At 71.3% G+C, this 23205-nt stretch carries 22 protein-coding genes and 1 pseudogene; 10 read left to right on the top strand and 13 right to left on the bottom strand.

Annotated elements, in window-relative coordinates; translation table 11 throughout:
• Positions 1-36 precede the first annotated feature (36 nt).
• Genes AB8A24_RS31105 through AB8A24_RS31090 form a run of 4 tightly spaced genes read left to right on the top strand, consistent with a single transcriptional unit; the run spans position 37 to position 5181 of the window.
• Positions 37-843 carry a redox-sensing transcriptional repressor Rex gene (locus tag AB8A24_RS31105; protein ID WP_033226827.1) on the top strand — a complete coding sequence of 269 codons (807 nt, stop codon included), beginning with the start codon at positions 37-39 and terminating at the stop codon, positions 841-843.
• The gene (locus AB8A24_RS31100; RefSeq protein WP_328962203.1) at positions 840-2552 is read left to right on the top strand and encodes a glutamyl-tRNA reductase; all 1713 of its coding nucleotides are present in this window, start codon (positions 840-842) and stop codon (positions 2550-2552) included. The genes AB8A24_RS31105 and AB8A24_RS31100 overlap by 4 nt, the downstream gene beginning before the upstream one ends.
• Entirely contained in the window at positions 2549-3517 is a 969-nt protein-coding gene (hemC, locus tag AB8A24_RS31095; RefSeq protein WP_328962202.1) for a hydroxymethylbilane synthase, read from the top strand. Before AB8A24_RS31100 ends, hemC begins: the two co-directional genes overlap by 4 nt.
• The gene (locus tag AB8A24_RS31090) at positions 3514-5181 is read left to right on the top strand and encodes a bifunctional uroporphyrinogen-III C-methyltransferase/uroporphyrinogen-III synthase (RefSeq protein WP_328962201.1); all 1668 of its coding nucleotides are present in this window, start codon (positions 3514-3516) and stop codon (positions 5179-5181) included. The genes hemC and AB8A24_RS31090 overlap by 4 nt, the downstream gene beginning before the upstream one ends.
• 108 nt (positions 5182-5289) lie before the next feature.
• Here the strand turns inward: AB8A24_RS31090 and AB8A24_RS31085 are convergent, their stop codons facing one another.
• The gene (locus AB8A24_RS31085) at positions 5290-6240 is read right to left on the bottom strand and encodes a helix-turn-helix domain-containing protein (RefSeq protein WP_328962200.1); all 951 of its coding nucleotides are present in this window, start codon (positions 6238-6240) and stop codon (positions 5290-5292) included.
• Positions 6241-6356: 116 nt separating this feature from the next.
• Between AB8A24_RS31085 and AB8A24_RS31080 the strand changes: the two genes are divergently transcribed.
• Positions 6357-7418: a saccharopine dehydrogenase NADP-binding domain-containing protein gene (locus AB8A24_RS31080; RefSeq protein ID WP_328962199.1), complete on the top strand. Its 1062-nt coding sequence runs from the start codon at positions 6357-6359 to the stop codon at positions 7416-7418.
• Positions 7419-7515: 97 nt separating this feature from the next.
• Entirely contained in the window at positions 7516-8517 is a 1002-nt protein-coding gene (hemB, locus tag AB8A24_RS31075; RefSeq protein WP_033226821.1) for a porphobilinogen synthase, read from the top strand.
• Between the two features lie 15 nt (positions 8518-8532).
• On the opposite strand, the gene AB8A24_RS31070 is transcribed toward hemB, so the two are convergent.
• Positions 8533-8877, bottom strand: coding sequence for a hypothetical protein (locus AB8A24_RS31070; RefSeq protein ID WP_369478160.1), 345 nt, complete (start codon positions 8875-8877; stop codon positions 8533-8535).
• A gap of 230 nt (positions 8878-9107) precedes the next feature.
• On the opposite strand from AB8A24_RS31070, the gene AB8A24_RS31065 reads away from it, so the two are divergent.
• Complete coding sequence (locus AB8A24_RS31065; RefSeq protein WP_266381913.1) at positions 9108-9692, top strand: hypothetical protein; 585 nt, start codon at positions 9108-9110, stop codon at positions 9690-9692.
• A 108-nt stretch (positions 9693-9800) separates the two neighbouring features.
• Complete coding sequence (locus AB8A24_RS31060; RefSeq protein WP_030722627.1) at positions 9801-10073, top strand: DUF1876 domain-containing protein; 273 nt, start codon at positions 9801-9803, stop codon at positions 10071-10073.
• 44 nt (positions 10074-10117) lie between these two features.
• On the opposite strand, the gene AB8A24_RS31055 is transcribed toward AB8A24_RS31060, so the two are convergent.
• Both AB8A24_RS31055 and AB8A24_RS31050 read right to left on the bottom strand, forming a co-directional pair.
• Complete coding sequence (locus AB8A24_RS31055; RefSeq protein WP_369478159.1) at positions 10118-10873, bottom strand: ABC transporter permease; 756 nt, start codon at positions 10871-10873, stop codon at positions 10118-10120.
• Entirely contained in the window at positions 10870-11805 is a 936-nt protein-coding gene (locus tag AB8A24_RS31050; protein ID WP_369478158.1) for an ATP-binding cassette domain-containing protein, read from the bottom strand. The genes AB8A24_RS31055 and AB8A24_RS31050 overlap by 4 nt, the downstream gene beginning before the upstream one ends.
• A gap of 101 nt (positions 11806-11906) precedes the next feature.
• Here AB8A24_RS31050 and AB8A24_RS31045 point away from each other — a divergent pair, with 101 nt between their 5' ends.
• Positions 11907-12698 (top strand): TetR/AcrR family transcriptional regulator, encoded by a 792-nt coding sequence (locus tag AB8A24_RS31045; protein WP_369478157.1) that lies wholly within the window; start codon positions 11907-11909, stop codon positions 12696-12698.
• Here the strand turns inward: AB8A24_RS31045 and AB8A24_RS31040 are convergent.
• The 4 genes from AB8A24_RS31040 to AB8A24_RS31025 are packed head-to-tail and all read right to left on the bottom strand — an operon-like array spanning position 12681 to position 15661.
• Positions 12681-13454, bottom strand: coding sequence for an alpha-ketoglutarate-dependent dioxygenase AlkB (locus tag AB8A24_RS31040; protein ID WP_369478166.1), 774 nt, complete (start codon positions 13452-13454; stop codon positions 12681-12683). The genes AB8A24_RS31045 and AB8A24_RS31040 overlap by 18 nt on opposite strands.
• The gene (locus tag AB8A24_RS31035; protein ID WP_369478156.1) at positions 13438-14667 is read right to left on the bottom strand and encodes a hypothetical protein; all 1230 of its coding nucleotides are present in this window, start codon (positions 14665-14667) and stop codon (positions 13438-13440) included. Before AB8A24_RS31035 ends, AB8A24_RS31040 begins: the two co-directional genes overlap by 17 nt.
• A 32-nt stretch (positions 14668-14699) precedes the next feature.
• The gene (locus AB8A24_RS31030) at positions 14700-14879 is read right to left on the bottom strand and encodes a DUF397 domain-containing protein (protein WP_266381898.1); all 180 of its coding nucleotides are present in this window, start codon (positions 14877-14879) and stop codon (positions 14700-14702) included.
• The gene (locus tag AB8A24_RS31025; RefSeq protein ID WP_369478155.1) at positions 14876-15661 is read right to left on the bottom strand and encodes a Scr1 family TA system antitoxin-like transcriptional regulator; all 786 of its coding nucleotides are present in this window, start codon (positions 15659-15661) and stop codon (positions 14876-14878) included. Before AB8A24_RS31025 ends, AB8A24_RS31030 begins: the two co-directional genes overlap by 4 nt.
• Positions 15662-15840: 179 nt before the next feature.
• Between AB8A24_RS31025 and AB8A24_RS31020 the strand changes: the two are divergent.
• Positions 15841-16125 (top strand): annotated as a pseudogene (locus tag AB8A24_RS31020) (ATP-binding protein); the annotation flags it as partial.
• On the opposite strand, the gene AB8A24_RS31015 reads toward AB8A24_RS31020, so the two are convergent.
• From AB8A24_RS31015 to argS, 5 genes are all read right to left on the bottom strand, one after another.
• On the bottom strand, positions 16110-16613 hold the full coding sequence (locus AB8A24_RS31015) for a DUF3995 domain-containing protein (protein ID WP_369478154.1): 504 nt from the start codon (positions 16611-16613) through the stop codon (positions 16110-16112). The pseudogene AB8A24_RS31020 and the gene AB8A24_RS31015 overlap by 16 nt on opposite strands.
• Positions 16614-16694: 81 nt before the next feature.
• Positions 16695-17492 (bottom strand): VOC family protein, encoded by a 798-nt coding sequence (locus AB8A24_RS31010; protein WP_369478165.1) that lies wholly within the window; start codon positions 17490-17492, stop codon positions 16695-16697.
• A 104-nt stretch (positions 17493-17596) separates the two neighbouring features.
• Positions 17597-19585: a hypothetical protein gene (locus AB8A24_RS31005; RefSeq protein WP_369478153.1), complete on the bottom strand. Its 1989-nt coding sequence runs from the start codon at positions 19583-19585 to the stop codon at positions 17597-17599.
• Positions 19586-19786: 201 nt separating this feature from the next.
• On the bottom strand, positions 19787-21250 hold the full coding sequence (locus AB8A24_RS31000) for a hypothetical protein (RefSeq protein ID WP_369478152.1): 1464 nt from the start codon (positions 21248-21250) through the stop codon (positions 19787-19789).
• A 149-nt stretch (positions 21251-21399) separates the two neighbouring features.
• A complete protein-coding gene (gene argS / locus AB8A24_RS30995; protein ID WP_369478151.1) occupies positions 21400-23172 on the bottom strand; it encodes an arginine--tRNA ligase in 1773 nt (590 codons plus the stop codon).
• Between the last annotated feature and the right edge of the window lie 33 nt (positions 23173-23205).

Genomic DNA, 23205 nt, shown 5'->3' with positions numbered 1-23205 from the left:
GGCCGCCTGCAGCCCCGCTCATCCCGCAGGAGCATCGTGGCAACTGGCCGAACTCACCGACCGGCGACCCGCAGCCGAGGTATTCCCGAGGCCACTGTCGCCCGGCTTCCGCTGTACTTGCGTGCCCTCACCGCGCTCTCCGAGCGATCGGTGCCCACGGTGTCCTCCGAGGAGCTCGCGGCCGCCGCCGGAGTCAACTCCGCGAAGCTGCGCAAGGACTTCTCGTACCTGGGTTCCTACGGGACCCGCGGTGTCGGCTACGACGTCGAGTACCTCGTCTACCAGATCTCCCGCGAGCTCGGCCTGACCCAGGACTGGCCGGTCGTCATCGTCGGTATCGGTAACCTCGGCGCCGCCCTCGCCAACTACGGCGGTTTCTCCGCGCGCGGCTTCCGGGTCGCGGCCCTCATCGACGCCGACCCGGCGATGGCCGGCAAGCCGGTCGCCGGCATGTCCGTGCAGCACACCGATGATCTGGAGAAGATCATCGAGGAGAACGGCGTCTCGATCGGCGTGATCGCGACCCCCGCGGGCGCGGCCCAGCAGGTCAGCGAGCGGCTGATCGCGGCCGGCGTCACCTCCATCCTGAACTTCGCGCCCACGGTGCTGTCCGTGCCCGAGGGCGTGGACGTGCGCAAGGTCGACCTCTCCATCGAGCTCCAGATCCTCGCCTTCCACGAGCAGCGCAAGGCCGGTGAGGAAGCGGCCGCCGCTGCCGCCGGCAGCTCCTCCGTGGGCGGCGCCGCACCCGCCGCGGCCGTGGTGCCGCCGGCCGGGCGGACCGCCGCCGAGCAGCGCAAGGGCGGGCCCGAGGGCGACGTACCGGCGGTGATGCCGGCATGAGTCTGCTCGTCGTAGGGCTGAGCCACCGCAGCGCACCCGTCAGCGTGCTGGAGCGGGCCTCGCTGTCCGCCGATGCCAAGGTGAAGCTGCTGCACGACACCCTCGCCGCCGAACCGGCGACCGAGGCGACCGTGCTGGCCACCTGCAACCGGATCGAGCTGTACGCGGACGTGGACAAGTTCCACGCCGGCGTCGCCGAGCTGTCCACGCTGCTCGCGCAGCACAGCGGTGTCGCGCTGGAGGAGCTCACCCCCTACCTGTACGTGCACTACGAGGACCGGGCGGTGCACCACCTGTTCTCGGTGGCGTGCGGCCTGGACTCGATGGTCGTCGGCGAGGGGCAGATCCTCGGCCAGATCAAGGACGCGCTGGCGCTGGGGCAGGAGCTCCACACCGCCGGTCGGCTGATCAACGACCTGTTCCAGCAGGCGCTGCGCGTCGGCAAGCGGGCGCACTCCGAGACCGGGATCGACCGGGCCGGTCAGTCGCTGGTGACCTTCGGGCTGGAGCAGCTCGCCGTGGGGACGCCGGTGGTCGAGTGGGCCGCGGGCAAGCGGGCGCTGGTCATCGGCGCCGGGTCGATGTCCTCGCTGGCCGCGGCGACGCTGGCGCGGGTCGGTGTCGCCGAGATCGTCGTGGCGAACCGGACCGCCGATCGGGCGGAGCGGCTGGCGGAGATTCTGGTTGCCTCGGGCACCGGGGTGTCGGCCGTGGCCGTGCCGATGGCTCGCGTCGCCGACGAGCTGACACGAGTCGACCTCGTGGTGTCCTGCACCGGTGCGACGGGGTTGGTGCTGACCGCCGACGACGTGCTGGCCGCCGTGTCCTGGGGCGCCGCCCCAGACCCCGCGCCTCAAAGGCCGGCGGGGCTGGATGTGGCCCCCGCGCCTCGAACTCCCCCAGCTACCGCTGGGAGGGGCCCCCTGGCGGGGCTGGAACTGGCCGATGTCGTGGCTCGTCTCGCGGCCGCTGCCGAAGGCGGGAGGCGGCTCGCCGATGCCGGGGCCGTGCGGACCATCGCCGGGGCCGTCGAGCCCGACGGGTGTCCCGTCGGTCCGGACGGGCGCGCCGCGCTGACCGGGGTCGACGCCAACTCCCTCGAACTGCACGGGACCTGGGCCGACCAGGGCGAGGCCGCCGCACAGCGGCAGCCCCGCAGGAGCACCCGTACGCAGCCCCACGCGACCACCGTCCGGCTCTCGCTGCTCGACCTGGCCATGCCCAGGGACATCGACGCGGCCGTGCACCGGATTCCGGGCGTCCGGCTCGTGGACATCGAGTCGCTCGCGGAGGCGTCCGCCGACGCCCCGATGGCGGCCGACGTCGACGCCGTACGCGGAATAGTCGCCCAGGAAGTGGCGGCCTTCGGGGCGGCCCAGCGAGCCGCCCACATCACGCCCACCGTCGTCGCCCTGCGCGCCATGGCGGCCGAGGTCGTGGCCATGGAAGTGGCGCGGCTCGACGGACGGGTGCCCGACCTCGACGAACGGCAGCGCGCCGAGGTCACCCAGACCGTGCGCCGCGTCGTGGACAAGCTCCTCCACGCGCCGACCGTGCGCGTCAAGCAGCTCGCGAGCGAGCCCGGCGGCGCCGGGTACGCGGAAGCGCTGCGCGAACTCTTCGACCTCGACCCTCAGACGGTTGCTTCCGTCAGCCGGGCGGACGCGGCCGATCCGATGAACGACGACGACCCAGGACGGGCATCATGAACACACGTCCCGACCAGCCGCTGCGGCTCGGTACGCGGCGGAGCAAGCTGGCCATGTCCCAGTCGGGGCACGTCGCCGACGCGGTACGGGCCGTCACCGGCCGCGCCGTCGAGCTCGTGGAGATCACGACCTACGGCGACGTCTCGCGCGAGCACCTCTCGCAGATCGGCGGGACGGGCGTGTTCGTCACCGCCCTGCGCGACGCGCTGCTGCGCGGCGAGGTCGACTTCGCCGTGCACTCGCTGAAGGACCTGCCGACCGCGCAGCCCGACGACCTGGTGATCGCGGCCATGCCGCGCCGCGAGGACCCGCGGGACGCGCTCGTCGCCCGGGACGGCCTGACCTTCGAGCAGCTGCCCGACGGTGCCCGGATCGGTACCGGCTCGCCCCGGCGCACCGCCCAGCTCAACCACCTGGCGCTGTCGCTCGGCAAGCGGATCGAGACGGTGCCCATCCGCGGCAACGTCGACACCCGGATCGGCTTCGTCCACGACGGAGAGCTCGACGCCGTCGTCCTGGCCGCCGCCGGTCTCAACCGGATCGGGCGCGGCGCCGAAGCGACCGACCTGCTGTCCGTCGACGGCGTCCTGCCGGCCCCCGGCCAGGGCGCCCTGGCCGTGGAGTGCCTCGCGTCCGACACGGACCTCATCGCCGCGCTCGGTCAACTCGACGACCCGCACACCCGGGCCGCCGTGACCGCCGAGCGTTCCCTGCTCGCCGCCCTGGAGGCCGGCTGCAGCGCACCCGTGGGCGCGTTCGCCGACCTGCTGGCGGACGGGGAGATTGTCAATGAAATGCGCCTGCGCGGCGTCGTCGGAACCCTCGACGGCACGACGCTGGTGCAGCTGTCCACCACCGGTCCCGTGCCCCAGTCGTACGACGAGGCCATGGCGCTCGGCCGCGAACTCGCGGACGAGATGCTGGCCAAGGGCGCGGCCGGTCTGATGGGGGAGCGATCGCTTTGAACCCCTCAATTCCGACCACCTCCGCCTATCCGGCCGTCGCCGCCCACGGACGCGTCACCTTCCTCGGTGCCGGCCCGGGCGACCCGGGTCTGCTGACGCTGCGCGCCGTCGAGGCGCTCGCCGCCGCGGACGTACTGATCGCGGAGCCCGAGGTGCTCGAGGTCGTACGGACTCATGCGCGGGCGAATGTCGACACGCCGCAGCTGACGATTGCTGATGAAGTGTCAGCAGCCGCCGGGGTCCCGGTGATCCGGGACGCGGCCAATCTTGTCATGGAGGCCGCGCGCTCCGGCAGGCGGGTCGTGCGTGCCGTCACGGGCGACCCCGGGCTCGACGGCAACGCCGCCGAGGAGATGCTCGTCTGCGCTACCGCCGGTATCCCCTTCGAGGTGGTGCCCGGCGTCGCGACCGCGGTGGGCGTACCCGCGTACGCCGGTGTCCCGCTGCGCGACAAGCAGGGCGCGGACGTGCGGTTCGTCGAGGCGAGGACCGCCTCGGCGCGCTGCTGGAGCGAGGTGGGCGCCAGCGACGGCATCCTCGTCGTGTCCGCGACGCTGGAGACCGTCTCGGCGGCAGCCGCCGAGCTGGTGGGCGCCGGGCGCAAGCCCGACACCCCGCTGACCGTGACCGTCGCCGGTACCACCACGCGGCAGCGGACCTGGTGCGCGACGCTCGGCACCATCGCCCAGGTGTTCAAGCAGGGCAAGGTGCTCCCGTCGCCCGAGGGCGCCCGGCCCGTCATAGCCGTGGTCGGTGAGCACAGCGCCGCCGCGCGGCGCGAGGACCTGTCCTGGTTCGAGTCGAAGCCGCTGTTCGGCTGGCGGGTCCTCGTACCGCGCACCAAGGAGCAGGCCGCCTCGCTCTCCGACCAGCTGCGTTCCTACGGCGCGGTGCCCCACGAGGTGCCGACCATCGCCGTGGAGCCGCCGCGCACCCCGCAGCAGATGGAGCGCGCGGTGAAGGGCCTGGTGACGGGCCGCTACGAGTGGATCGCCTTCACCTCGGTCAACGCCGTGAAGGCCGTCCGCGAGAAGTTCGAGGAGTACGGGCTCGACGCGCGTGCCTTCGCGGGCATCAAGGTCGCCGCGGTGGGCGAGCAGACCGCCGCCGCGCTCGTGGAGTTCGGCGTGAAGCCGGACCTGGTGCCCAGCGGTGAGCAGTCCGCCGCCGGACTGCTGGAGGACTGGCCGCCGTACGACCCGGTCTTCGACCCGATCGACCGCGTGTTCCTGCCGCGTGCCGACATCGCGACCGAGACGCTGGTCGCCGGGCTGATCGAGCTCGGGTGGGAGGTCGACGACGTCACCGCCTACCGGACGGTGCGCGCGTCGCCGCCGCCGGCGGACACCCGCGAGGCGATCAAGGGCGGCGGCTTCGACGCCGTTCTCTTCACGTCCTCGTCGACCGTCCGCAACCTGGTCGGGATCGCCGGGAAGCCGCACAACGTGACCGTCATCGCCTGTATCGGGCCGGCGACGGCCAAGACGGCGGAGGAGCACGGGCTGCGCGTGGACGTGCTGTCCCCGGAGCCGTCGGTGTCGAAGCTGGCGGAGGCCCTCGCCGAGTACGGTGCGGCGCGCCGCGAGGCGGCCAAGGAGGCCGGCGAGACGGTGTTCCGGCCGAGCGAGCGACGGCCGGGGGCGCGGCGGCGTCGTACGACGTGAGCGCCTTAGGCCCGGCCGGACTCCGGCCGACGGAACGGGTGAGGGGCCCGGGTGCGGTGGAAGCCGCGCCCGGGCCCCTTCGTTCGTCCTCGGCGAGGGGTCCGGCCGTCAGGCGGGGTTCGCGGTGCGGAACGCGCGCCGGTAGGTGTCGGGCGGGACGCCGACGACCCGCTTGAACTGGCGCCGCAGGGTGGTGGCCGTACCCATGCCGGTGGCCACGGCGACCGCCTCGATCGTCTCGTCGGTGGCCTCCAGCAACTCCTGCGCCCGGCGGACCCGCTGGGTCAGCAGCCATTGCAGCGGGGTCCGGCCGGTCACCGCCCGGAACTGCCGTCCCAGGTGGCGCGGGCTCGTACTGGCCCTGCGCGCCATGTCGGTGACGGTCAGCGGCCGGTCCAGGCGCTGCTGGACCCAGGCGAGGAGATCGGCGAGCTGGTGGTCGCCGCCCGTGACCTGCACCGGGGTGGCCACGAACTGGGCCTGGCCGCCGGTCCGGTGCGGTGCCATGACGAGACGGCGGGCGATGGAGTTGGCGACGGCCGCGCCGTGGTCGAGGTGGATCAGGTGCAGGCACAGGTCCACGGCGGCGGCCTTGCCCGCGGCCGTGAGCACACTGCCGTTGTCCGTGTAGAGCACGTCCGGGTCGACCTCGGCCAGCGGATGGCGTGCGCTCAGCTCCGCGGCGTGCGCCCAGTGGGTGGTGGCCCGCCGCCCGTCCAGCAGGCCCGCGGCGCCGAGCACGAAGGCCCCGGTGCACAGGGAGGCGACCCGGGCGCCGGCCGCGTGGGCGGCGCGCACGGCGTCGACCAGCTCGGGCGGCGGCGGCTCGTCCACGTCGGCGCACGCGGGCACGATCACGGTGTCGGCCCGGACCAGGCGCTCCAGGTCGTGGTCGGGCTCGACGGTGAACGGGCCGACGCGCACCGGGCCCGGGCCGCAGAGCAGTACGTCGTACCAGCCCTGCGGGGCGTCGAGCGGAGGATTGCCGAAGATCTCGTGGGCCACGGCCAGCTCGAAGTGCAGCATGCGGCCGGCGGCAGCCAGGGCGACGGTGGGCATGTCCGAAACTGTACGGGTGATGTCGTTCCGGACCCTCACGTGCGGGCCCGGTCCGCCCCGAGACTGGGCTCATCAAGACGACGGGCACGACGCGAACGACGCGAACGGGGACAGCGATGAGCACGGTGGGCACGGCGGGTACGAACGGTACGGCTGGCGCGGTGGTGGTCTACGGGGCGACGGGACACACCGGTCGTTTCATCGTCGCCGAGCTGCGCAGGCGCGGTATCGCCACCGTCGTCTCCGGCCGCGACGAAGCCCGGTTGGAGGCGCTGGCCGCCGAGCGCGGCGCGGACGTACTGGTCCGCCCGGCCACCGTGGACGACCCGGACTCCCTGGACCGGGCCCTCGCCGGAGCGGCGGCCGTCGTCAACGCCGCCGGCCCCTTCGCCGTGACCGGCGGCCCGATCGTCGAGGCGGCCCTGCGCGCCGGAATCCCGTACGTCGACGTCGCGGCGGAGATCGAGGCGAACGCGGCCATGTTCGCCGACCGCACGGAAGCGGCCCGCGAGGCGGAGGTGCCCGTGGTGCCGGCCATGGCCTTCTACGGGGGCCTGGGCGACCTGCTGGTCGGCGCGGCCATGGGCGAGTGGACCGCGGCGGACGAGGTGCACATCGCGTACGGGCTGAGCAGCTGGCGGCCCACGGCGGGCACCCGGGAAGCGGGCGCCGTGTCCCACGAACGCCGCGCGGGCCGGCGGGTGCGGTTCACGGACGGCGCCCTGCGCTACCACGACGACCAGCTGAGGGAGCAGGACTGGGTCTTCCCCGAGCCGCACGGCCGACGGACGGTGATCGCCGAGTTCACCATGGCCGACGTCGTCACCGTGCCCAGCCACGTGGCCGTACCCGAGGTGCGCACCTACATGGCGGTCGAAGCCGCACGGGACCTGGCCGGGGCGGACACTCCGGCGCCGGAGGCCGTCGACGACCTCGGCCGCTCGGACCAGACCTTCGTCGTCGACGTCCTGGTGCGGGCGGGCGGGGTCGAGCGCCGCGCCACGGCCGAGGGCCGGGACATCTACGCGGTCACCGCGCCCCTGGTGGTGGAGGCCGTCGAGCGCGTCCTGTCCGGACGCACCCGCACGACGGGCGTGGCCTCGGCCGCCGCGATGTTCGACGCGCCGGACTTCCTGCGGGCGCTGGCCCCGTACCTGTCGGTGGAGCTGTCGCACTGACCGCGGGGCGGTCGACGGACGGGTGGAGCCCGGGAGCGGGGGGCCCGGGCTCTACCCTTGTCCGGACTGCTGTCGATGCTCGAAGAGGCGACTGAAGATGAGTGCGTACGGATCCTTCCCCGGTTCGCGGCCCCGCCGGCTGCGCACCACCCCGGCGATGCGGCGGATGGTCGCGGAGAACCGGCTGCACCCCTCGGACCTGATCCTCCCGGCGTTCGTACGGGAGGGCATCAGCGAGCCCCTGGCGATCTCCGCGATGCCGGGCGTCGTGCAGCACACCCGGGACACGCTGCGGAAGGCCGCCGTCGAGGCGGCCCGGGCGGGGGTCGCCGGGATCATGCTGTTCGGTGTCCCGGCCGACGAGAACAAGGACGCGCTGGGCACGGCGGGCACCGAACCGGACGGGATCCTGCAGGTCGCGATCCGCGACGTGAAGGCCGAGGTCGGGGACGACCTGGTGATCATGTCGGACCTCTGCCTGGACGAGTACACCGACCACGGCCACTGCGGCGTGCTGGACGAGCACGGGCACGTCGACAACGACGCGACGCTGGAGCGCTACGCCGAGATGGCGCAGGTCCAGGCGGACGCGGGCGTCCACGTGGTCGGGCCGAGCGGGATGATGGACGGTCAGGTCGGCGTCATCCGTGACGCGCTGGACGAGACCGGGCACGAGGACGTCTCGATCCTCGCCTACACGGCGAAGTACACCTCCGCCTTCTACGGTCCCTTCCGCGAGGCCGTCGCCTCCTCGCTGCAGGGCGACCGCAAGACGTACCAGCAGGACCCGGCGAACGCCCGGGAGTCGCTGCGGGAGCTCGCCCTCGACCTGGAGGAGGGCGCGGACATGGTGATGGTCAAGCCCGCCGGTCCCTACCTCGACATCCTCTACCGGGTGGCGCAGGCGGTGGACGTCCCGGTGGCGGCGTACCAGATCAGCGGCGAGTTCGCGATGATCGAGGCGGCGGCGGAGAAGGGCTGGATCGAGCGCGACCGCGCCATCCTGGAGACCCTGCTGGGCATCAAGCGGGCGGGCGCCGACACGATCCTCACCTACTGGGCGACCGAGGTCGCCGGCTGGCTGCGCGAGGCCCGCTGACCGACACCGCGGCGGCTACGGCCAGTCGACGAGGCCGTTGAAGACGATGGCGTCGAGGACGACGGCGGCCGGAGCGACGACGGCGAGCCACACCCTGGCGGCGGCGTACCGCCGCTGCCAGGGCAGCGCCCAGGCGGCGACCAGCACGGCCAGAACCACCAGCAGGCCGAACCCGAAGGCGGGGAAGGCGACGTCGTACGAGGCGTCGAACCGGTCGCTCGCCGCGTCCCCGCAGGAGTCGCAGGCCATCGGGGACAGCCCGACGAAGAAGAACGTGACGGCGGCCATCGGCAGCGTCAGCAGCGTGGCGACGAGCGGCGCGACGTAGGCGCGGGGGTGGCGGGCGGTGTCCGGAGTCATGGATCCAGTGAACTCCGTCGAAGAAGCCCGAACATGAGTGCCTGTACTCAGGTGACTCGCTCGATGACCCGCGAAACTCATGGGCGTTGGTACGCATGTGGTGCGGCGGACGAGAAGTTGGTGCAGCGCCTGCGCGACCAGCAGGTGGCCGGCCCGAGCGCGAACTCACCCAGCACACCCTCCACCTGCGGACGGCATCCATGCCCTGAGGTGAGAAAGGCCCTTCGAAGATGTCCATCGACCAGACGTCCTGGGAAGCGGCGGTACGGCACCTCTACGAGGACGCGTTCACGTTCAGTGCCACCGGTCCGCTGCAGCACGAGGACTGGCGGGTTGACGTGCTCGCCGTCATGGAACGTTCCGTCCCCGACCCGCGCGGTTGGACCGGTCTCGACGACACCGCGAGCGAGCGCACGACGGAAGCGCCCGCCTTTCCCTTTCGCCCGCCCTTCAAGGCCGATCCCCAGCAGCGGCTCACCCCGGCCGACATCGGGGAACGGTTGCACGAGATCGACCGTGCGAGCGCCGAGAATCTCCTCCTCGCGCTCACCGACGGCGGCTGCACGCTGCGGAACCTCGAACGGTTCGCCGAGGGCTTCGACGAGCTGCGGGACATGGCCCGCACCGTCCTCGCCCGCTACGGGGAGACGTTCACGTGCTACACCAATGTCACCGTCGGCGCGGGCAGGAACGGCACGCTGGACTTCGGGGCGTCCCACTGGGGCTACACCCCGATGACCTTCTACTGGGAGGACGCCGGCCTGGTCATCGTCTCCGACACCGAGGTCGGCCTGTTCTGGACCTTCGACTGCTGAGCCCTGGGAGGAGCGATCCGTGCCCACCCGCCCCGGAGCCCCCGCTCGCGCTCGCCTGCCCCCGGGCGCACCCTGGAAGGACGGGTGACCCCCTGGAGGTGATGCACCATGGCCACGCTCGTCGGGTGGCATGTGGAGCTCGAATTCACCGAGGAGGGCCACCGCACGAGTGCGGCGGCCCTGGTCAGGCTCGGGGACGGCTCCGAGATCAAGGCGCGAGGCTATGCCTTGCGTCATCCCTCCGACCCGGAGCAGTTGAGGGTCGGGGAAGAGATCGCGGGCGCTCGTGCGCTCATGGATCTCGCGTCGCAGATGCTGCAGAAGGCCCACGCCGAGATCGATGAGGCCACGGGCCGCCACTCCTACCCGCTCAACAGCTGAGCGGCAGGCTCACAGGCCCGCTGAGGGGCTCCGACCGGAGCCCGTCAGCGGGTTCTGCCGCGGAACAGGATCGCCGCCAGGGCCATGGCCACGGCCGTGATGCCCGCGCACCAGGTCAGGGCCACCCAGGGGGCGCTTCCGGCGGGCTGCGCCAGGAGCAGGGCGCGCAGGGATTCGATCACCGGGGTCAGCGGCTGGTGGTCGGCGAAGCCGTGGAGCCAGCCGGGCATGGTCTCGATGGGGACGAAGGCGCTGGACGGGTACGGCAGGAACATCATCAGGAAGGTGAAGCCGCCCGCCGCCTCCGGCGTTCTGGCGAGCAGCCCGAGCGCGGCGGCCAGCCAGGAGATCGCCGTGATGTACGCCAGCAGCAGCCCGGCGGCGGCGAGGAAGGCTGCCGGTTCGGCCTGGGGCCGGAAGCCGATGGCGAGGGCGACGGCGAGGACCAGGGTGGTGGAGATCAGGTTGCGCACGACCGAGGCCGCGACGTGCCCGGCGAGGACGGGGATGCCCCCGATGTCGAGGGAGCGGAAGCGGTCGATGACGCCGTTCGTCATGTCCTCGGTGACGCTGACGGCGGTGGAGGCCGCGCCGAAGCCCGCGCAGAGCAGCATCGCGCCCGGCACCACGTAGGTCACGTAGGCGGTGCCGGTGTCGATGGCCCCGCCGAAGAAGTAGACGAAGATCAGCATCAGCATGACGGGCAGCATCAGGGCGGCGATCAGCGCGTCGGGCCGACGGCTGCTGATGCGCAGGCTGCGGCCGGCCAGGGCGAAGGCGTGCACGGGCGTGGCGGTCATCGGTCGGCTCCCGTCAGGGTGAGAAAGACGTCGTCGAGGGTGGCGCTGCGCAGGGTGAAGCGGTCGATGTCGGTGCGGTCCGGGTCGAGTTCGTCGAGCAGGGTCCGGACGTGGGCGGCGGTGCCGTCGGTGGGCAGGCCGAGGGTGAGCTCGTCGGGGGCGAGGTGGACGGCGCGCGGGGCGAGGGCCTCGTAGGCGGCGGTGGTGGTGAGGGTGAGGTCGAGCCGGTGTCCGGCGACGCGGGCCTTGAGCTCGGCCGGGGTGCCCTCGGCGGCTATGCGGCCGTCGGCGAGGACGGCGACGCGGTCGGCGAGTTGGTCGGCCTCCTCCAGGTACTGGGTGGTGAGCAGCACGGTGGTGCCGTCGGCGCGCAGTTCCCGTACGAGGTCCCACAGGTCCTGGCGGCTGCGCGGGTCCAGCCCGGTGGTCGGCTCGTCGAGGAAGATCACCTCCGGCCGGGAGACCAGGCTCGCGGCGAGGTCGAGGCGCCGGCGCATGCCGCCGGAGTACGTCTTCGCGGTGCGTCCGGCCGCTTCGGTGAGGCCGAATCGGGTGAGGAGCTCGTCGGCGCGGGTACGGGCGGCGCGCGGGGAGAGCCCGGCCAGGCGGCCCATCATGCGGAGGGTCTCGGCGCCGGTCTGGAGCTCGTCCACGGCAGCGAACTGTCCGGTGAGGGCGATGAGTTCGCGGACCCGGGAGCGTTCGGTGACGGTGTCGCGCCCGGCGATCCGAACGGTGCCGGAGTCGGCGGCGGTGAGGGTGGCCAGGATCCGGACGGTGGTGGTCTTGCCCGCGCCGTTGGGGCCGAGGAGGGCGAGGACGCTACCGCGCGGGACGGCGAGGTCGATGCCGTCGAGGACGCGGAGATCGCCGTAGGACTTGGTCAGACCGGTGGCGTGGATGCCGAGGTTGCCGGAGGCGTGCGTGGTCATGAGGGATGCTGCTCCCTTCCCCGTTTCTGCGTATGCCTTACGCTCTTCTGTGTAAGTAATACACAGAACTAGGATGGGGGTCAATCGAGGAGTGGGCGGACATGGCGGACGAGGACAGCGCGACAGGGCTCCCGGCGAGCCTGGAAATGGCCTGGGGCCTGCGCGAGCGCCCCGGCAAGGGGCCGCGTCCCACGCTCACGCTGCCGAAGATCGTGGAGGCGGCCGTGACGCTGGCCGCTGCTGAGGGGGTGGACGCCGTCTCCATGGGCCGCGTGGCCAAGGAGCTGGGCGTCTCGACGATGTCCCTCTACCGGTACGTCGCCGCCAAGGAGGAGCTGTACGTCCTCATGTCCGACGCGGGCGTCGGCACCCCTCCGCCGCTGCCGCCGGAGGCGGAGGGGTGGGGCTGGCGCGAGCTGCTCACGAACTGGGCGTACGCGCAGCGGGCCGTCCTGATGGCCAACTCCTGGATCCTGCGCATCCCGATCACCGCCGCGCCCGTCTCCCCGAACCAGCTGGCCTGGATGGACCGCGGCCTCGCGTCCATGGCCGGCACCGGCCTGAAGGAGAGCGAGAAGCTCTCCACGATCATCCTGATCGGCGGCCTGGTCCGGAACGAGGCCACCATGGCCGCGGACATGATCGACGCCATCATCAAGTCCGGGGTCGCCCCGGAGCAGGCGCTCGGCCAGTACGTGCGCACGCTGCGGCTCATGACCGGACCGGACAGCCACCCCGCGGTGACGCGGCTGCTGGACTCGGATGCGTTCAGCGGATCCGGCGAGCCGGACTTCCAATTCCGCTTCGGCCTGGACCGCATCCTGGACGGGCTGGCCCCGCTGGCGGCAGGGCGGAGGCCGTCATCGCCCTGGACGTCAGAGGGGCAGCAATAGATCACTCTCGCTGACGGTGTACGTCAGCGGGGGGTAGACGAAGTCCGGTTCATCGTTCTCGCGGCGCCGTAGTCGGTAGAACTCGCGCCTCTGCTCGTCGTCGGCCGATGTGAGGCGCGCGCCCTGCGGGAGGTATGCGTGTCCGTCGCGAAACCGGACGAGGGTCTTCGACGTCCGAAACGTCACGCCCAACCACTGGTTGTCCGCCGTCGGGACGGACGTGTCCAGCACGATCTTGTGTTTGAATCGCCGATTCGAGTCGACGGAGAACGCGACGACACTGTTGTGGGTGAGAGGGATCTCGAACGTGTCGCTCTCACCGGACCCCTTCGATTCGAACATCAGCTTCCGCGGTGGACCCGCTTCGGGGTTCCGGTAGCAGGAGAAGACGGCGATGAAGGACTCTTCGGCCAGATCCAGGGCTTGGTCGGAATGGCCGCCCATGGTTCTGTACGCGTTCGTGTAGCTCTCGATGAGAGCGTTGTTGAAGCCGATCGAGATCGCCGCATTTTCTTGAATCTGTTGCGCCAGCCTTTCGTGCACCGCGCGGAAACGCTGCGCCGGGCTGGTGTACTGAGTGGTGGTGCGTACGAGAGGCACCCCCTGCGCCCCGTCGATCTTGGTGAGCGCGGCCCCTTGTCGGCCCTTTCCCACGTCTTCCAGACGAGCCGACGTGGACAGCTCCGCGAAGAGATCCTGCTCGGCCGGGAACGAGTGCGAGATGATCTCGTCCGAGATCCTAGACGCGGGGGGCAACATAGTCTCCCGTGTTCATGCTGAAGAGGAATTCGTCGCCGTAGTCGATGAAGGACGAGGTCCTGTTCTCCTCGGCGTACAGCCTGCGTAGCTCGTCCATGCCCTCCGGTGTGGGCGGCCCCAGCTTCACCAGATCCCCGGCCGATTTGAGGAACGTCCGGCCGTCCTTGTGAACGGCTTCGGCGCTCGAACAGCGCACCACGTACCCGAGGCGGGTCGGGAGCGCATCGGCGCCCAACGTCGAGGGCCGGATTTCGTGCGTATACAGGCGGTTGGTGGACAGCGGCATGAAGAACACCGAGCCGGGGTAGAGCGTCAGGTCGAACTGCGGGGGGAGTGCGGTCCCGTCGCGTTCCTCGATCGGCTCCTTGAGGCGAAAGCGGAGTTCGGTCAGCCCGCTGGCACGCTTCACACCGTAGTCGAAGGCGTCTTCGGCCATGGGCTGCAGCTTTTCGAGCCCGTCGTAGAAGGTGCAGAAGGCCATGACGCCATTGAGTGGCATGTCCTTGGTCTTGTCGGCATGCGCCGATATCTTGGCCTTGGACTGCTTGCGCTCGGCCGTGGCAAGCGTGTTGTGGTAGATCTGCGCGAGGACATGATTCAGCGGTGCCTGGTTCCGGAAGACGGTGGCCGCCTCGCGATTCAGAGCCTCGACGATGCGGGTGTCGGTCGCGCGAAATCCCTCGGTCGGCCCCGAGAGATTCGTGGAGCACCGGAGCAGGCGGAAATGCAGCTCGTCACCGTTCCGCTTGACGGGCGTCAGATAGATTCCGCTGCGATGGGCCGTTCCGGGCTTGGTGGACTCCGTCAGGGACTGGAAGGCGTGCTCCGCACGGATCCGTCCGAAGTGATCGGCGTCGAGATCGAAGAAGCGGCGGTAATACACGCCGGCACCGTGTACCCGGACGGGAACCCGGCCGACACCGACGAGGGTCCAAGGTGCGTCGACGTCCCCGTCGTAACCGTGCGACAGCTCCCGGATGACGAACACCCGTTCCGCCGAATCCAGTTGGTGGCGGCTGATCCCGGATACGTCGCCGCACAGGTAGACGGTCTTCCGCGCGAGGTCGGGCGAACCGGAAGAGAGGTCCTCCGGTGTGATCGTGGACCCGAAGAAGTCCCTGATCAGGTCGCTGCCCCGCAACGTCGACGGTGCGACCAGTATGTTGCGCGCATCATCGATCCAGGCTTCCGCCGGCTCTGTCGGGTACATCAAACGGCACCTGCCATTCGCACATCTCGTGGCTATCGAGCAAGCCAGCCGGTCAGCGCCGCCCAGCTCGCCGGCGCGAGGTCCAGGACGGGGCCGTCCTGGACCTTCGAGTCCCGGACGTGCACCTGGCTCGCGGAGGCGGCCACCTCGACGCAGTCGCCGCCCTCGCTGGCGCTGTAGCTGGACTTGAACCACGCGAGTTCGGTGCTCATGGGTCTCCTAGCAGCCGTTTCAACAGGTCCCTGGTTTCCTCGGGGTTGAGGGCCTGTGTCCGCAGCATCGCATATTTCATCGAGAGGATGCTGACCTCGTCGAGGTGGGAGACGACCAGGCTGCCACGTTGCGTTTCGAGGTACGCAACGTGCTGGTGCTTTGGGGTCTCAAGCAGGACAAAGGGGCCGTCCAGGGCCGGATGCAGGGTGCGGTCCAGTGGGAGGACCTGGATGGTCACCCCCGTCAGCTCGGAGCAGGTCAGAAGGTGGCGGAGCTGCTCGTGGAGTACCGCTCGACCACCCAGAGGGCATGTGAGGGCCGGTTCCCAGATGACGAAGCTGGCCATCATCGGCTGCTCCCGCCGCAGGGCGGCCTGACGACCGAGTCGGGCCGCAGTCTGATCCTCGACCTCGCCGTCGATGTACAGCGGGACGCGGCTCCGGAAGACCGCCTCCGCGTAGGCCTGGGTCTGGAGCAAGCCCGGAACGACCTGGTTTTGGTACGACGACAGGGCGACCGCCTTCTGCTCCAGGTTGATTAGCGGCTCGGCCCACGGCGGGATCACGTCGATCTGCGGCATCTTGTGCGCCGCGACCGTGAGGATGCCGGGCAGCCCCAGTACTTGGTCCATCAGCTCGGCGACGTTCGGCATCAACGCCCGACGGCCCTGCTCGATGGACGCGATGGTCTCCGCATCCAGCCGGACCAGCTCTCCGAGTTGCTTCTGGGTCAGGTTCTTGGCGATGCGGGCGGCGGCCACCATCGCGCCGACCATCTTCATGGTCGTCGCGTTCGGCCGTACTCGTTTCCTCGGTGGCATGACAGCGAACTCCCCACCCACGCAAGCGGAATACCCCGCGCGGACCCGTACTCATCGAGGAGTACGGGTCGGCGCTCAGCCACACGCTAGTCACGCAACGCGACGATCGCCGGGTGAATCCAACTATTCAGGCGGCGCTCATGCGCGAGCGTCTCTACCTGCGCTCGCCCCGAACCGTCGCAGCTGCGCGCCAGTTCACACGTGACACCTTGCGGGCGTGGGGGGTGGCCGACCGCCGGGACGACATGTTGCTCTGCGTGAGCGAGCTCGCGACCAACGCCCTGCGGTACGGCGTCCCGCCCGGTCGCGGGTACCTGCTGCGGATGTACGGCTTCGAGGACGCGACCGTCCGCATCGAAGTGCACGACGGCGGGCCCGGGTTCTCCCGGATCACCGAGCGGCCGCACGGTCACGGCTTGGCCCTCGTGGGCGCGCTCTCCGACGACTGGGGGGTGCTGGCCCGGACGCCCGGGAAGGTCGTCTGGTGCGAGTTCCGCTGCGCGGCCACCTGGGCCGCCGCCCAGGCCGCCGCGAGGCAGACCGGGGTGTAGAGCGCCAGGTTGAGTACGTAGAAGGCACTGTCCGGCGGGCTGTCGAGGAGGCCGGCCGCCCAGCCCAGGCCCGCGAGACCCCGTACGGCCAGCCCGGCCGCGACCGCCCCCGTCACGGCGCGGGTCGCCCGGCCGCCGCGGCCTCGGGTGTGGGCGAGTACGGCGGTGGCTCCCGTCAGCAGTACGGCGGCCAGGGGGAGCACCGCGGCCGGGCCGAAGGAGGCGTCCAGGCCGAGGACGGCCAGGGACAGGCTCCGTTCGTCGGGCGCGGGCCAGGTCGCGCCGGTGGCCCAGTACAGGTGGACCAGTCCGTCGGCCGCCAGCAGTCCGGCCACAGCCGTCCCCGCGCGCTTGTTCCCCATGTGAGCCCCCTTCGTGATGGACGAACCGTCACCGAGAAGGAGGAGGCCCACAGGAGGAACATTCCTGTGGGCCCAGTCACATCAGGCGGGCTGCTCCGTGACCGTCGAGGTGATCACCGCGAAGGGGCCGCCCTGCGGGTCGGCCAGGATGGCCATGCGGCCCGCCACCATGTCGAAGGCGGGGGCGAGGACGGTGGCCCCGGCCCGTACGGCGGCGGCCTGGATGTCGTCCACGTTGTCGACCTGGAAGTACGGCAGCCAGTTCGGGGGAGTGCCGGGCGGCGTCTTGTCCAGGTTCATCATTCCGCCCACCACGCGACCGGAGGCCTTGAACTCCGTGTACCCCTCGGCGCCGGGCATGTGGGAGGCGGCCGTGGAGATCGGCAGGATGGCGGAGTAGAACGCTGCGGCGGCCGGGACGTCGCTGGTGCTGAGCTCGTTCCAGATGAGGGCGCCGTGCTCGTTGACGATGCCGGCGCCGTCGAAGGAGCCCGGCTGCCAGAGGCCGAACACGGCACCGGTCGGGTCGGCAACGACAGCCATCCGGCCCAGGTCCATGACGTCCATCGGGCCCATCATGACCGTGCCGTGCGCGTCGGTGACGGCCTTGAGGGTGGGGTCGATGGCATCGGTGGACAGGTACGTGGTCCACACGGTCGGCGGCATCGGGTCCGGGACGGTGCCGTCCGGGTTGCTCGCCTTCATGATGCCGGCGACCGGCCGGCCCTTGAGGGTGCAGACGGAGTAGCCGCCCTGTTCGGCCGGGCCGACCTCGCCCTGCCAGCCGAACAGGTCGCAGTAGAAGTCGAGGGCCGCCTGCTGGTCGGGGACCATCAGGTCGATCCAGCAGGGAGTGCCGGGCTTGTAGGGGCCGTTCATGTCGGGCACGGAGGCCTCCGATGGTGCGTGGGGGAAGGACGGGCCGTCCCCTACCCGGCCCGTACGGCCCGAATCGGGCCGTACGGGTGAAACCGGGTGGGGCGTCAGTTGGTGCGGCGGCGGCGACCGGTGCCCGCGACCAGGGCGGCGCCCATGGCGAGGGCCACGCCCGCGCCGTTCAGGGCCCAGCTGGTGGCCGGGTCGGCGCCGGTGGCGGCCAAAGCGCTCCCGCTGTGGGGGACGGTGCTGATCGGGGTGGTGGTGGCGCCGCCGTTCGGCAACGGCACGTTGCCGCCGGGTGCACCGCCCGGGGTGTTGCTGCCGGGTGTCTCGCCGCCGGGGGCGCTGCCGCCCGGGGTTTCCCCGCTGGGCGTGCCGTTTCCGGGAGTGCCCCCGCCGGGAGTCTCGCCTCCGGGAATGCCTCCACCCGGGGTGCCTCCGCCGGGTGCTTCCCCGCCGGGGGTTCCGCCGCCCGGTGTCTCGCCGCCGGGGGTGCCCCCGCTGGGCGTTTCCCCGCCCGGGGTCCCGCCGCCGGGAGTTCCACCGCCGGGCGTTTCCCCACCCGGAGTCCCGCCGCCGGGAGTCTCACCACCGGGAGTCCCGCCGCCGGGCGTTTCCCCACCCGGAGTCCCGCCACCCGGAGTCCCGCCACCCGGCGTTTCCCCACCGGGGGTCCCACCGCCCGGGGTCTCCCCTCCCGGAGTTTCCCCACCCGAAGTCGGGGCCGGTTCCAGGAGGGTGGTCAGGCGGCGGGTCGAGCGGGAGCCGGCCCACGGTGGGGGTGTCTCCGCGTCGACCTGGGAGGTGCCCCAGGCGAAGAAGGAGACCGAGCCGGTCGGGGCGTCGGCGGCGAACCGGACGCGGACCGGGACGTCGAACGCCGCGCCCGCGCCGATCGGGCCGCGCACGAGGCCGCCCGCGAAGAAGTAGCCGTCCTCGTCCGAGGTGATCTCGACGGACTGCCAGGCCGCCGGCTGTCCGTCCGCGGCCGGCCGCAGGACCTCGACCGTGATCTGCGAGACCTGCATCGAGACGAAGTCGGGCCGGGCCAGGACCAGTCCCAGGTCGAAGGCGGCCAGCTCGGCCTTCCCCGCGTTGTCCACCCGGACGGAGAGTTCCGTCCAGTCACCGCCCGCCCGCACCGATTCCGGGAGCCCGCTCACCGTCAGGGCCGGACCTTCGACCCGTACGGGGTCCTCGTCACCGCCGGGCGCGCCCGTGATCCTGGTCGCGTACGAGGAGGTGGGGGAGCTGCCGGTGGAGGTCCCGACCCGGCCGCGGCCGTCCGCCGTCAGGTCGAACGGTACGACGGGGGTGTCCGCGGCGAAGCTGATCCGGACGTCGATGGTCCGGATCTGCCCGGCGGGGATCGCGGCGGCGCTACCGAGGGCGTAGCCCAGCGTGGGGGCCGCGCTCTGGACCGGTGCGGCGGCCGTCCACGGCCCGCCCGCGGTGCTGTACTCGACGTTGATGTGGGCCGGCCCGAACTGTCCGGCGGCCTGCGAGACGCCCAACATCGGGGTGTACTCGTCGACGGCGACATGGCCCGAGTTGTCGACGGTCACGGTGAGCGGGGTCCAGCTGCCGTCGGCCTTGAACCCGGCCGCCGGGATGCCCTGGACCGTGACCTCGGGCCCCATCAGGATCCGGTCGGACCCGGTGTCCTCACCGGCTTCGAGGGCCTCGGGCGCAGCGGCCTGCGCCGGCGTCCGGGCCCCTGCCTCGGGCGCGGCCGGGACGGCGGGTGCGTCGGGCGCCGCAGGTACGGCCACGGCCTGGACGGCGGGCTGCTGCGCGCCGGTGTCCTCGGCCTGTGTCTTCTCCTCGGCCTGCCCCCCGGCCTTCTCCGCCGGCTTCTTCTCCGGCGTCTGCTCGGCCTTTTCCTCGGCCTTCTCCTGCTTCTGCCCCTGGTTCTTCTGGTTCTTCTCCTTCGCCGGTGCCTGCGCCTCGTCCGACGGCCCGGCGGTGTCCGCGGGTACCACGTCCGGCGCGGACACCGCCGGATGCTCCTCGGCCATCGCGGGCGCGGCCATCAGGAGTGTTTGGCCGGCCACCGCGGCTGCTGCCACGACGGCCATGCGCTTGAACTGCATGCTCTTTACCTCCCCGGGCTCCGGACATGTCCGGAGCCACCCCAAACCCCTTGGGAGGCGCCAAGGTTAGTGAGGCGGGAGGAGCTTGCAGAGGGCTACAGGATTGCGAAATATGTACGGTCTCTCCGCCACCCGTGTCCACGGGGCCGCGCGGCCCCGTACGGCCCGGGTCGGGCCGTACGGGTGAACGCGGATAGTGCCTCAGGCGGTGGTGCGGCGGCGGCGACCGGTGCCCGCGACCAGGGCGGCGCCCATGGCCAGGGCCACGCCCGCGCCACCGAGGGCCCAGGTGGTGGCCGGGTCGCTGCCGGTGGCGGCGAGCTCGCCACCGGTGGCGCCGGTCGTGCCAGTCGTGTCGGTGATCGGCTTGGCGCCACCGTTCGGGTTCGGCTGGTTGCCGTTCCCGCCCGTGTTCGTGGAGGCGGCGACGATGGTCGTCAGGCGGGCCCTGGAACGCGAGTCCGCCCACGGCGTCGGGGTGTCCGGGCCGACCTGGGACGAGCCCCAGGAGAAGATGCTGACGGCACCGAGCGGCGCGTCGGCGGCGAAGCGGATCCGGAACTGGACGTCGAAGCTCTGGCCGGCCGCGACCGGGCCGCCCGCGAGATCGATGCCGAAGAAGACGCTCTCCTCCTCGGACCAGACCTCGGCCTCGTGCCAGCCGGCCTTCCCGTTCTTGTCCTTGCTCAGGACCTCGACCTTGATCTGGGAGGGCTTCATCTTGACCCAGTCGGGACGGGCCAGGACCAGCCCGACGTCGAAGCCCTTCAGGGCTTCCTTCCCGGAGTTGTCCACGCGGACGGAGAGGTTCGTCCAGTCACCGCCGGCCTTGATGGTCTCCGGCACGCCGTTCACCGTCAGCGCCGGGCCCTCGACGAACGGGTTCTCACGGTCGTCGACCGCACCGACGATCTTGGCGTTGTACCAGGCGGAGGGCGAGTAATTGACGTGGTTCCCGACGCGGCTGTAGCCGGCCGAGACCAGATCGAAGGGCATCACCGTGGTGCCCGCGGCGAACGCGATCCGCACGTCGACCGTGTAGGAAGTGGCCTTGGCGAGGGTCGGGTCGGTCCCGAAGCTGTACTGGAGGCTGCTGCCGAACGCCTCGCCCTGGGTCAGCTTGGCGGACTGCCAGGTTCCGCCGGCGGTCTTCCACTCGACCTTGACCTGGGAGGGCTTGAACGTGCCGCCGTACCCGTCGACGGAGAGGGTGGGCGTGTAGTTCGGAACGGCGACGTGGCCGCCGTTGTCGACCGTCACCTGCAGCGGGGTCCAGCTGTCGTCGGCCTTGAAACCGTTCTTCGGGATGCCCGCCACCGTGACGTCGGGACCCATGAGGATCCCGTCGGACTCGGCGTCCTGCGCGTCCTCGTCGCTCTTGGCGTCCTTCGCCGCCTTGTCGGCGACGGGCGCCGGCTGCGGCGCGGGCGCCTGGACGTCCGGGACGGCGGGCGCGGGGACGGCGGGCACGGGGACCGGCGCCGGGGTCTGGACGTCCGGCACGGCCGGGGTCGGCGTACCCGCGTCGGCGGCGTCGTCCTTCGGTGCCACGTCCGGGACGACGACGGCCGGCTGGTCGGCGGCCATCGCGGGCGTCGCGGTCAGGATGGTCGGACCGGCGACGGCCACCGCGGCCACGGCGGCCATACGCTTGAAGCTCTTCATGTGTTCCCCCCCCACTAAGTTTTGAACACGATCAGATTAATGGGGGTGGGTGGATTGTGGAGGCCGTGGAGATCACGAAATGCGTACGGCCCCAGCAGCAGCTGCCGGGGCCGTACACATTTGGCGCGGGTTGTGCGGATCGAGCGAGGTCAGAGCTTCTCGGGGGTCCGGATGCCGAGGAGCGCCATGCCCTTGTTCAGGGTGCGGGCGGTCAGCTCGCACAGGAACAGCCGGTTCTCACCGACGACGAGCTCGGGCTCCGGCTTCACGACGGGGCACTCGGTGTAGAACGTCGTGAACAGCGAGGCCAGCTGGTACAGGTACGCGGCCACCTTGTGCGGGGCGTGTTCCGCGGCCGCCTCCTCGATCAGCGCGCCGAACCCGTCCAGGTGCAGCCCCAGCGCCCGCTCGGCCGAAGCCAGCTCCAGCTCCGGGTGGGCCACCGGGGAACGGTCGCCCGCGTTGCGCAGGATCGACCGGATCCGGGCGTACGCGTACTGGAGGTACACGGACGTGTCACCGGTCAGCGACACCATCTGGTCCAGGTCGAACTTGTAGTCGCGCGCCGCCGAGGTGGAGAGGTCCGCGTACTTGACCGCACCGATGCCGACCTGGAGGCCGTTCTCGACGATCTCCTGCTCGGTGAGCAGGCCGCGGTCCTTGTCCTTCTCGCGCACGACGGCCGTCGCCCGCTCCACGGCCTCGTCCAGCAGGTCCACCAGCCGGACGGTCTCACCCTCACGGGTCTTGAACGGCTTGCCGTCCTTGCCGAGCACCGTGCCGAACGCCAGCTGGACGGCCTTGACCTCGTCGTTCAGCCAGCCGGCCCGGCGGGCCGTCTCGAAGACCATCTTGAAGTGCAGCGACTGGCGGGCGTCCACGACGTAGAGCAGCGTCGAGGCGTTCAGGTTGCCCACCCGGTCACGGATCGCCGACAGGTCGGTCGCCGCGTAGCCGAAGCCGCCGTCCGACTTCTGCACGATCAGCGGGGTCGGGTTGCCGTCCTGGCCCTTGTACTCGTCGAAGAACACGCACAGCGCGCCGTTGGAGCGGACGGCGACGCCCGAGTCCTCCAGCAGCTTGCAGGTCTCCACCAGCATGTCGTTGTAGCCGGACTCGCCGACCACGTCGGGGTCCTGGATGTCCATGTCCAGCTTGTCGAAGACCGAGTAGAAGTAGATCTTCGACTCGTCGACGAACCGCTGCCACAGGGAGAGGGTCTCCGGGTCGCCCGCCTGGAGGTCCACCACCCGGGCCCGGGCCCGCGTCTTGAACTCCTCGTCCGAGTCGAAGAGCGCGCGCGAGGCCTTGTAGAGCCGGTTCAGGTTGGACATGGCCTCCTCGCCGGAGACCTCCTCGTCCGACTTGTGGTCCAGCTCGTGCGGGTGCTCCAGCAGGTACTGGATGAGCATGCCGAACTGCGTGCCCCAGTCGCCGATGTGGTGGCGACGGACCACCTTCTCGCCCGTGAACTCCAGGATCTCCACCATCGCCGCGCCGATCACGGCCGAGCGCAGGTGCCCGACGTGCATCTCCTTGGCCACGTTCGGCTGCGCGTAGTCGATCACCGTGGTGCCCGGGTTCGCCGCGAGGGGGACGCCCAGACGGTCGTCGCCGGCCCGCGCGGCCAGCGTCTGGATGATCGCCCGGTCGGTGATGGTGATGTTGAGGAAGCCGGGGCCCGAGACCTCGATCTCCTGGATCAGGTCACCCGTCGGGATGCCCTCGACCACGGTCGCCGCCAGCTCGCGCGGGTTGGCCTTCGCCTTCTTCGCGAGCGCCAGGATGCCGTTGGCCTGGAAGTCGGCCCGGTCGCTTCGTCGCAGCAGCGGGTCCGCGCCACCGGCCTCCGGCAGGGCGGAGGCAAGGGCGTCCGCGACGCGCTGATTGACGGAAGAAGCGAGGGAAGGGACCGAGGCCATGAGCTGCCGTTCCTGTGAGGTTGTGCCGGTGGG

The sequence above is a fragment of the Streptomyces sp. BF23-19 genome, from assembly GCF_041106355.1.
Taxonomy (GTDB): domain Bacteria; phylum Actinomycetota; class Actinomycetes; order Streptomycetales; family Streptomycetaceae; genus Streptomyces; species Streptomyces virginiae_A.
Note: the sequence above shows the minus strand (reverse complement) of the source record. Positions and strands in the feature narration are given on the sequence as shown.

Bases quoted from the DNA above. Each gene is read 5' to 3' on its own strand.
- AB8A24_RS31100 (WP_328962203.1), top strand. From the start codon at position 840: ATGAGTCTGCTCGTCGTAGGGCTGAGCCACCGCAGCGCACCCGTCAGC.
- AB8A24_RS31015 (WP_369478154.1), bottom strand. From the start codon at position 16,613: ATGGGGAACAAGCGCGCGGGGACGGCTGTGGCCGGACTGCTGGCGGCC.
- AB8A24_RS31000 (WP_369478152.1), bottom strand. From the start codon at position 21,250: ATGAAGAGCTTCAAGCGTATGGCCGCCGTGGCCGCGGTGGCCGTCGCC.
- AB8A24_RS31055 (WP_369478159.1), bottom strand. From the start codon at position 10,873: ATGACCGCCACGCCCGTGCACGCCTTCGCCCTGGCCGGCCGCAGCCTG.
- AB8A24_RS31060 (WP_030722627.1), top strand. From the start codon at position 9,801: ATGGCCACGCTCGTCGGGTGGCATGTGGAGCTCGAATTCACCGAGGAG.
- AB8A24_RS31010 (WP_369478165.1), bottom strand. From the start codon at position 17,492: ATGAACGGCCCCTACAAGCCCGGCACTCCCTGCTGGATCGACCTGATG.
- AB8A24_RS31005 (WP_369478153.1), bottom strand. From the start codon at position 19,585: ATGCAGTTCAAGCGCATGGCCGTCGTGGCAGCAGCCGCGGTGGCCGGC.
- AB8A24_RS31070 (WP_369478160.1), bottom strand. From the start codon at position 8,877: ATGACTCCGGACACCGCCCGCCACCCCCGCGCCTACGTCGCGCCGCTC.
- AB8A24_RS31035 (WP_369478156.1), bottom strand. From the start codon at position 14,667: ATGTACCCGACAGAGCCGGCGGAAGCCTGGATCGATGATGCGCGCAAC.
- AB8A24_RS31050 (WP_369478158.1), bottom strand. From the start codon at position 11,805: ATGACCACGCACGCCTCCGGCAACCTCGGCATCCACGCCACCGGTCTG.
- argS (WP_369478151.1), bottom strand. From the start codon at position 23,172: ATGGCCTCGGTCCCTTCCCTCGCTTCTTCCGTCAATCAGCGCGTCGCG.
- AB8A24_RS31030 (WP_266381898.1), bottom strand. From the start codon at position 14,879: ATGAGCACCGAACTCGCGTGGTTCAAGTCCAGCTACAGCGCCAGCGAG.
- AB8A24_RS31085 (WP_328962200.1), bottom strand. From the start codon at position 6,240: ATGCCCACCGTCGCCCTGGCTGCCGCCGGCCGCATGCTGCACTTCGAG.
- AB8A24_RS31080 (WP_328962199.1), top strand. From the start codon at position 6,357: ATGAGCACGGTGGGCACGGCGGGTACGAACGGTACGGCTGGCGCGGTG.
- hemC (WP_328962202.1), top strand. From the start codon at position 2,549: ATGAACACACGTCCCGACCAGCCGCTGCGGCTCGGTACGCGGCGGAGC.
- AB8A24_RS31065 (WP_266381913.1), top strand. From the start codon at position 9,108: ATGTCCATCGACCAGACGTCCTGGGAAGCGGCGGTACGGCACCTCTAC.
- AB8A24_RS31025 (WP_369478155.1), bottom strand. From the start codon at position 15,661: ATGAAGATGGTCGGCGCGATGGTGGCCGCCGCCCGCATCGCCAAGAAC.
- hemB (WP_033226821.1), top strand. From the start codon at position 7,516: ATGAGTGCGTACGGATCCTTCCCCGGTTCGCGGCCCCGCCGGCTGCGC.
- AB8A24_RS31045 (WP_369478157.1), top strand. From the start codon at position 11,907: ATGGCGGACGAGGACAGCGCGACAGGGCTCCCGGCGAGCCTGGAAATG.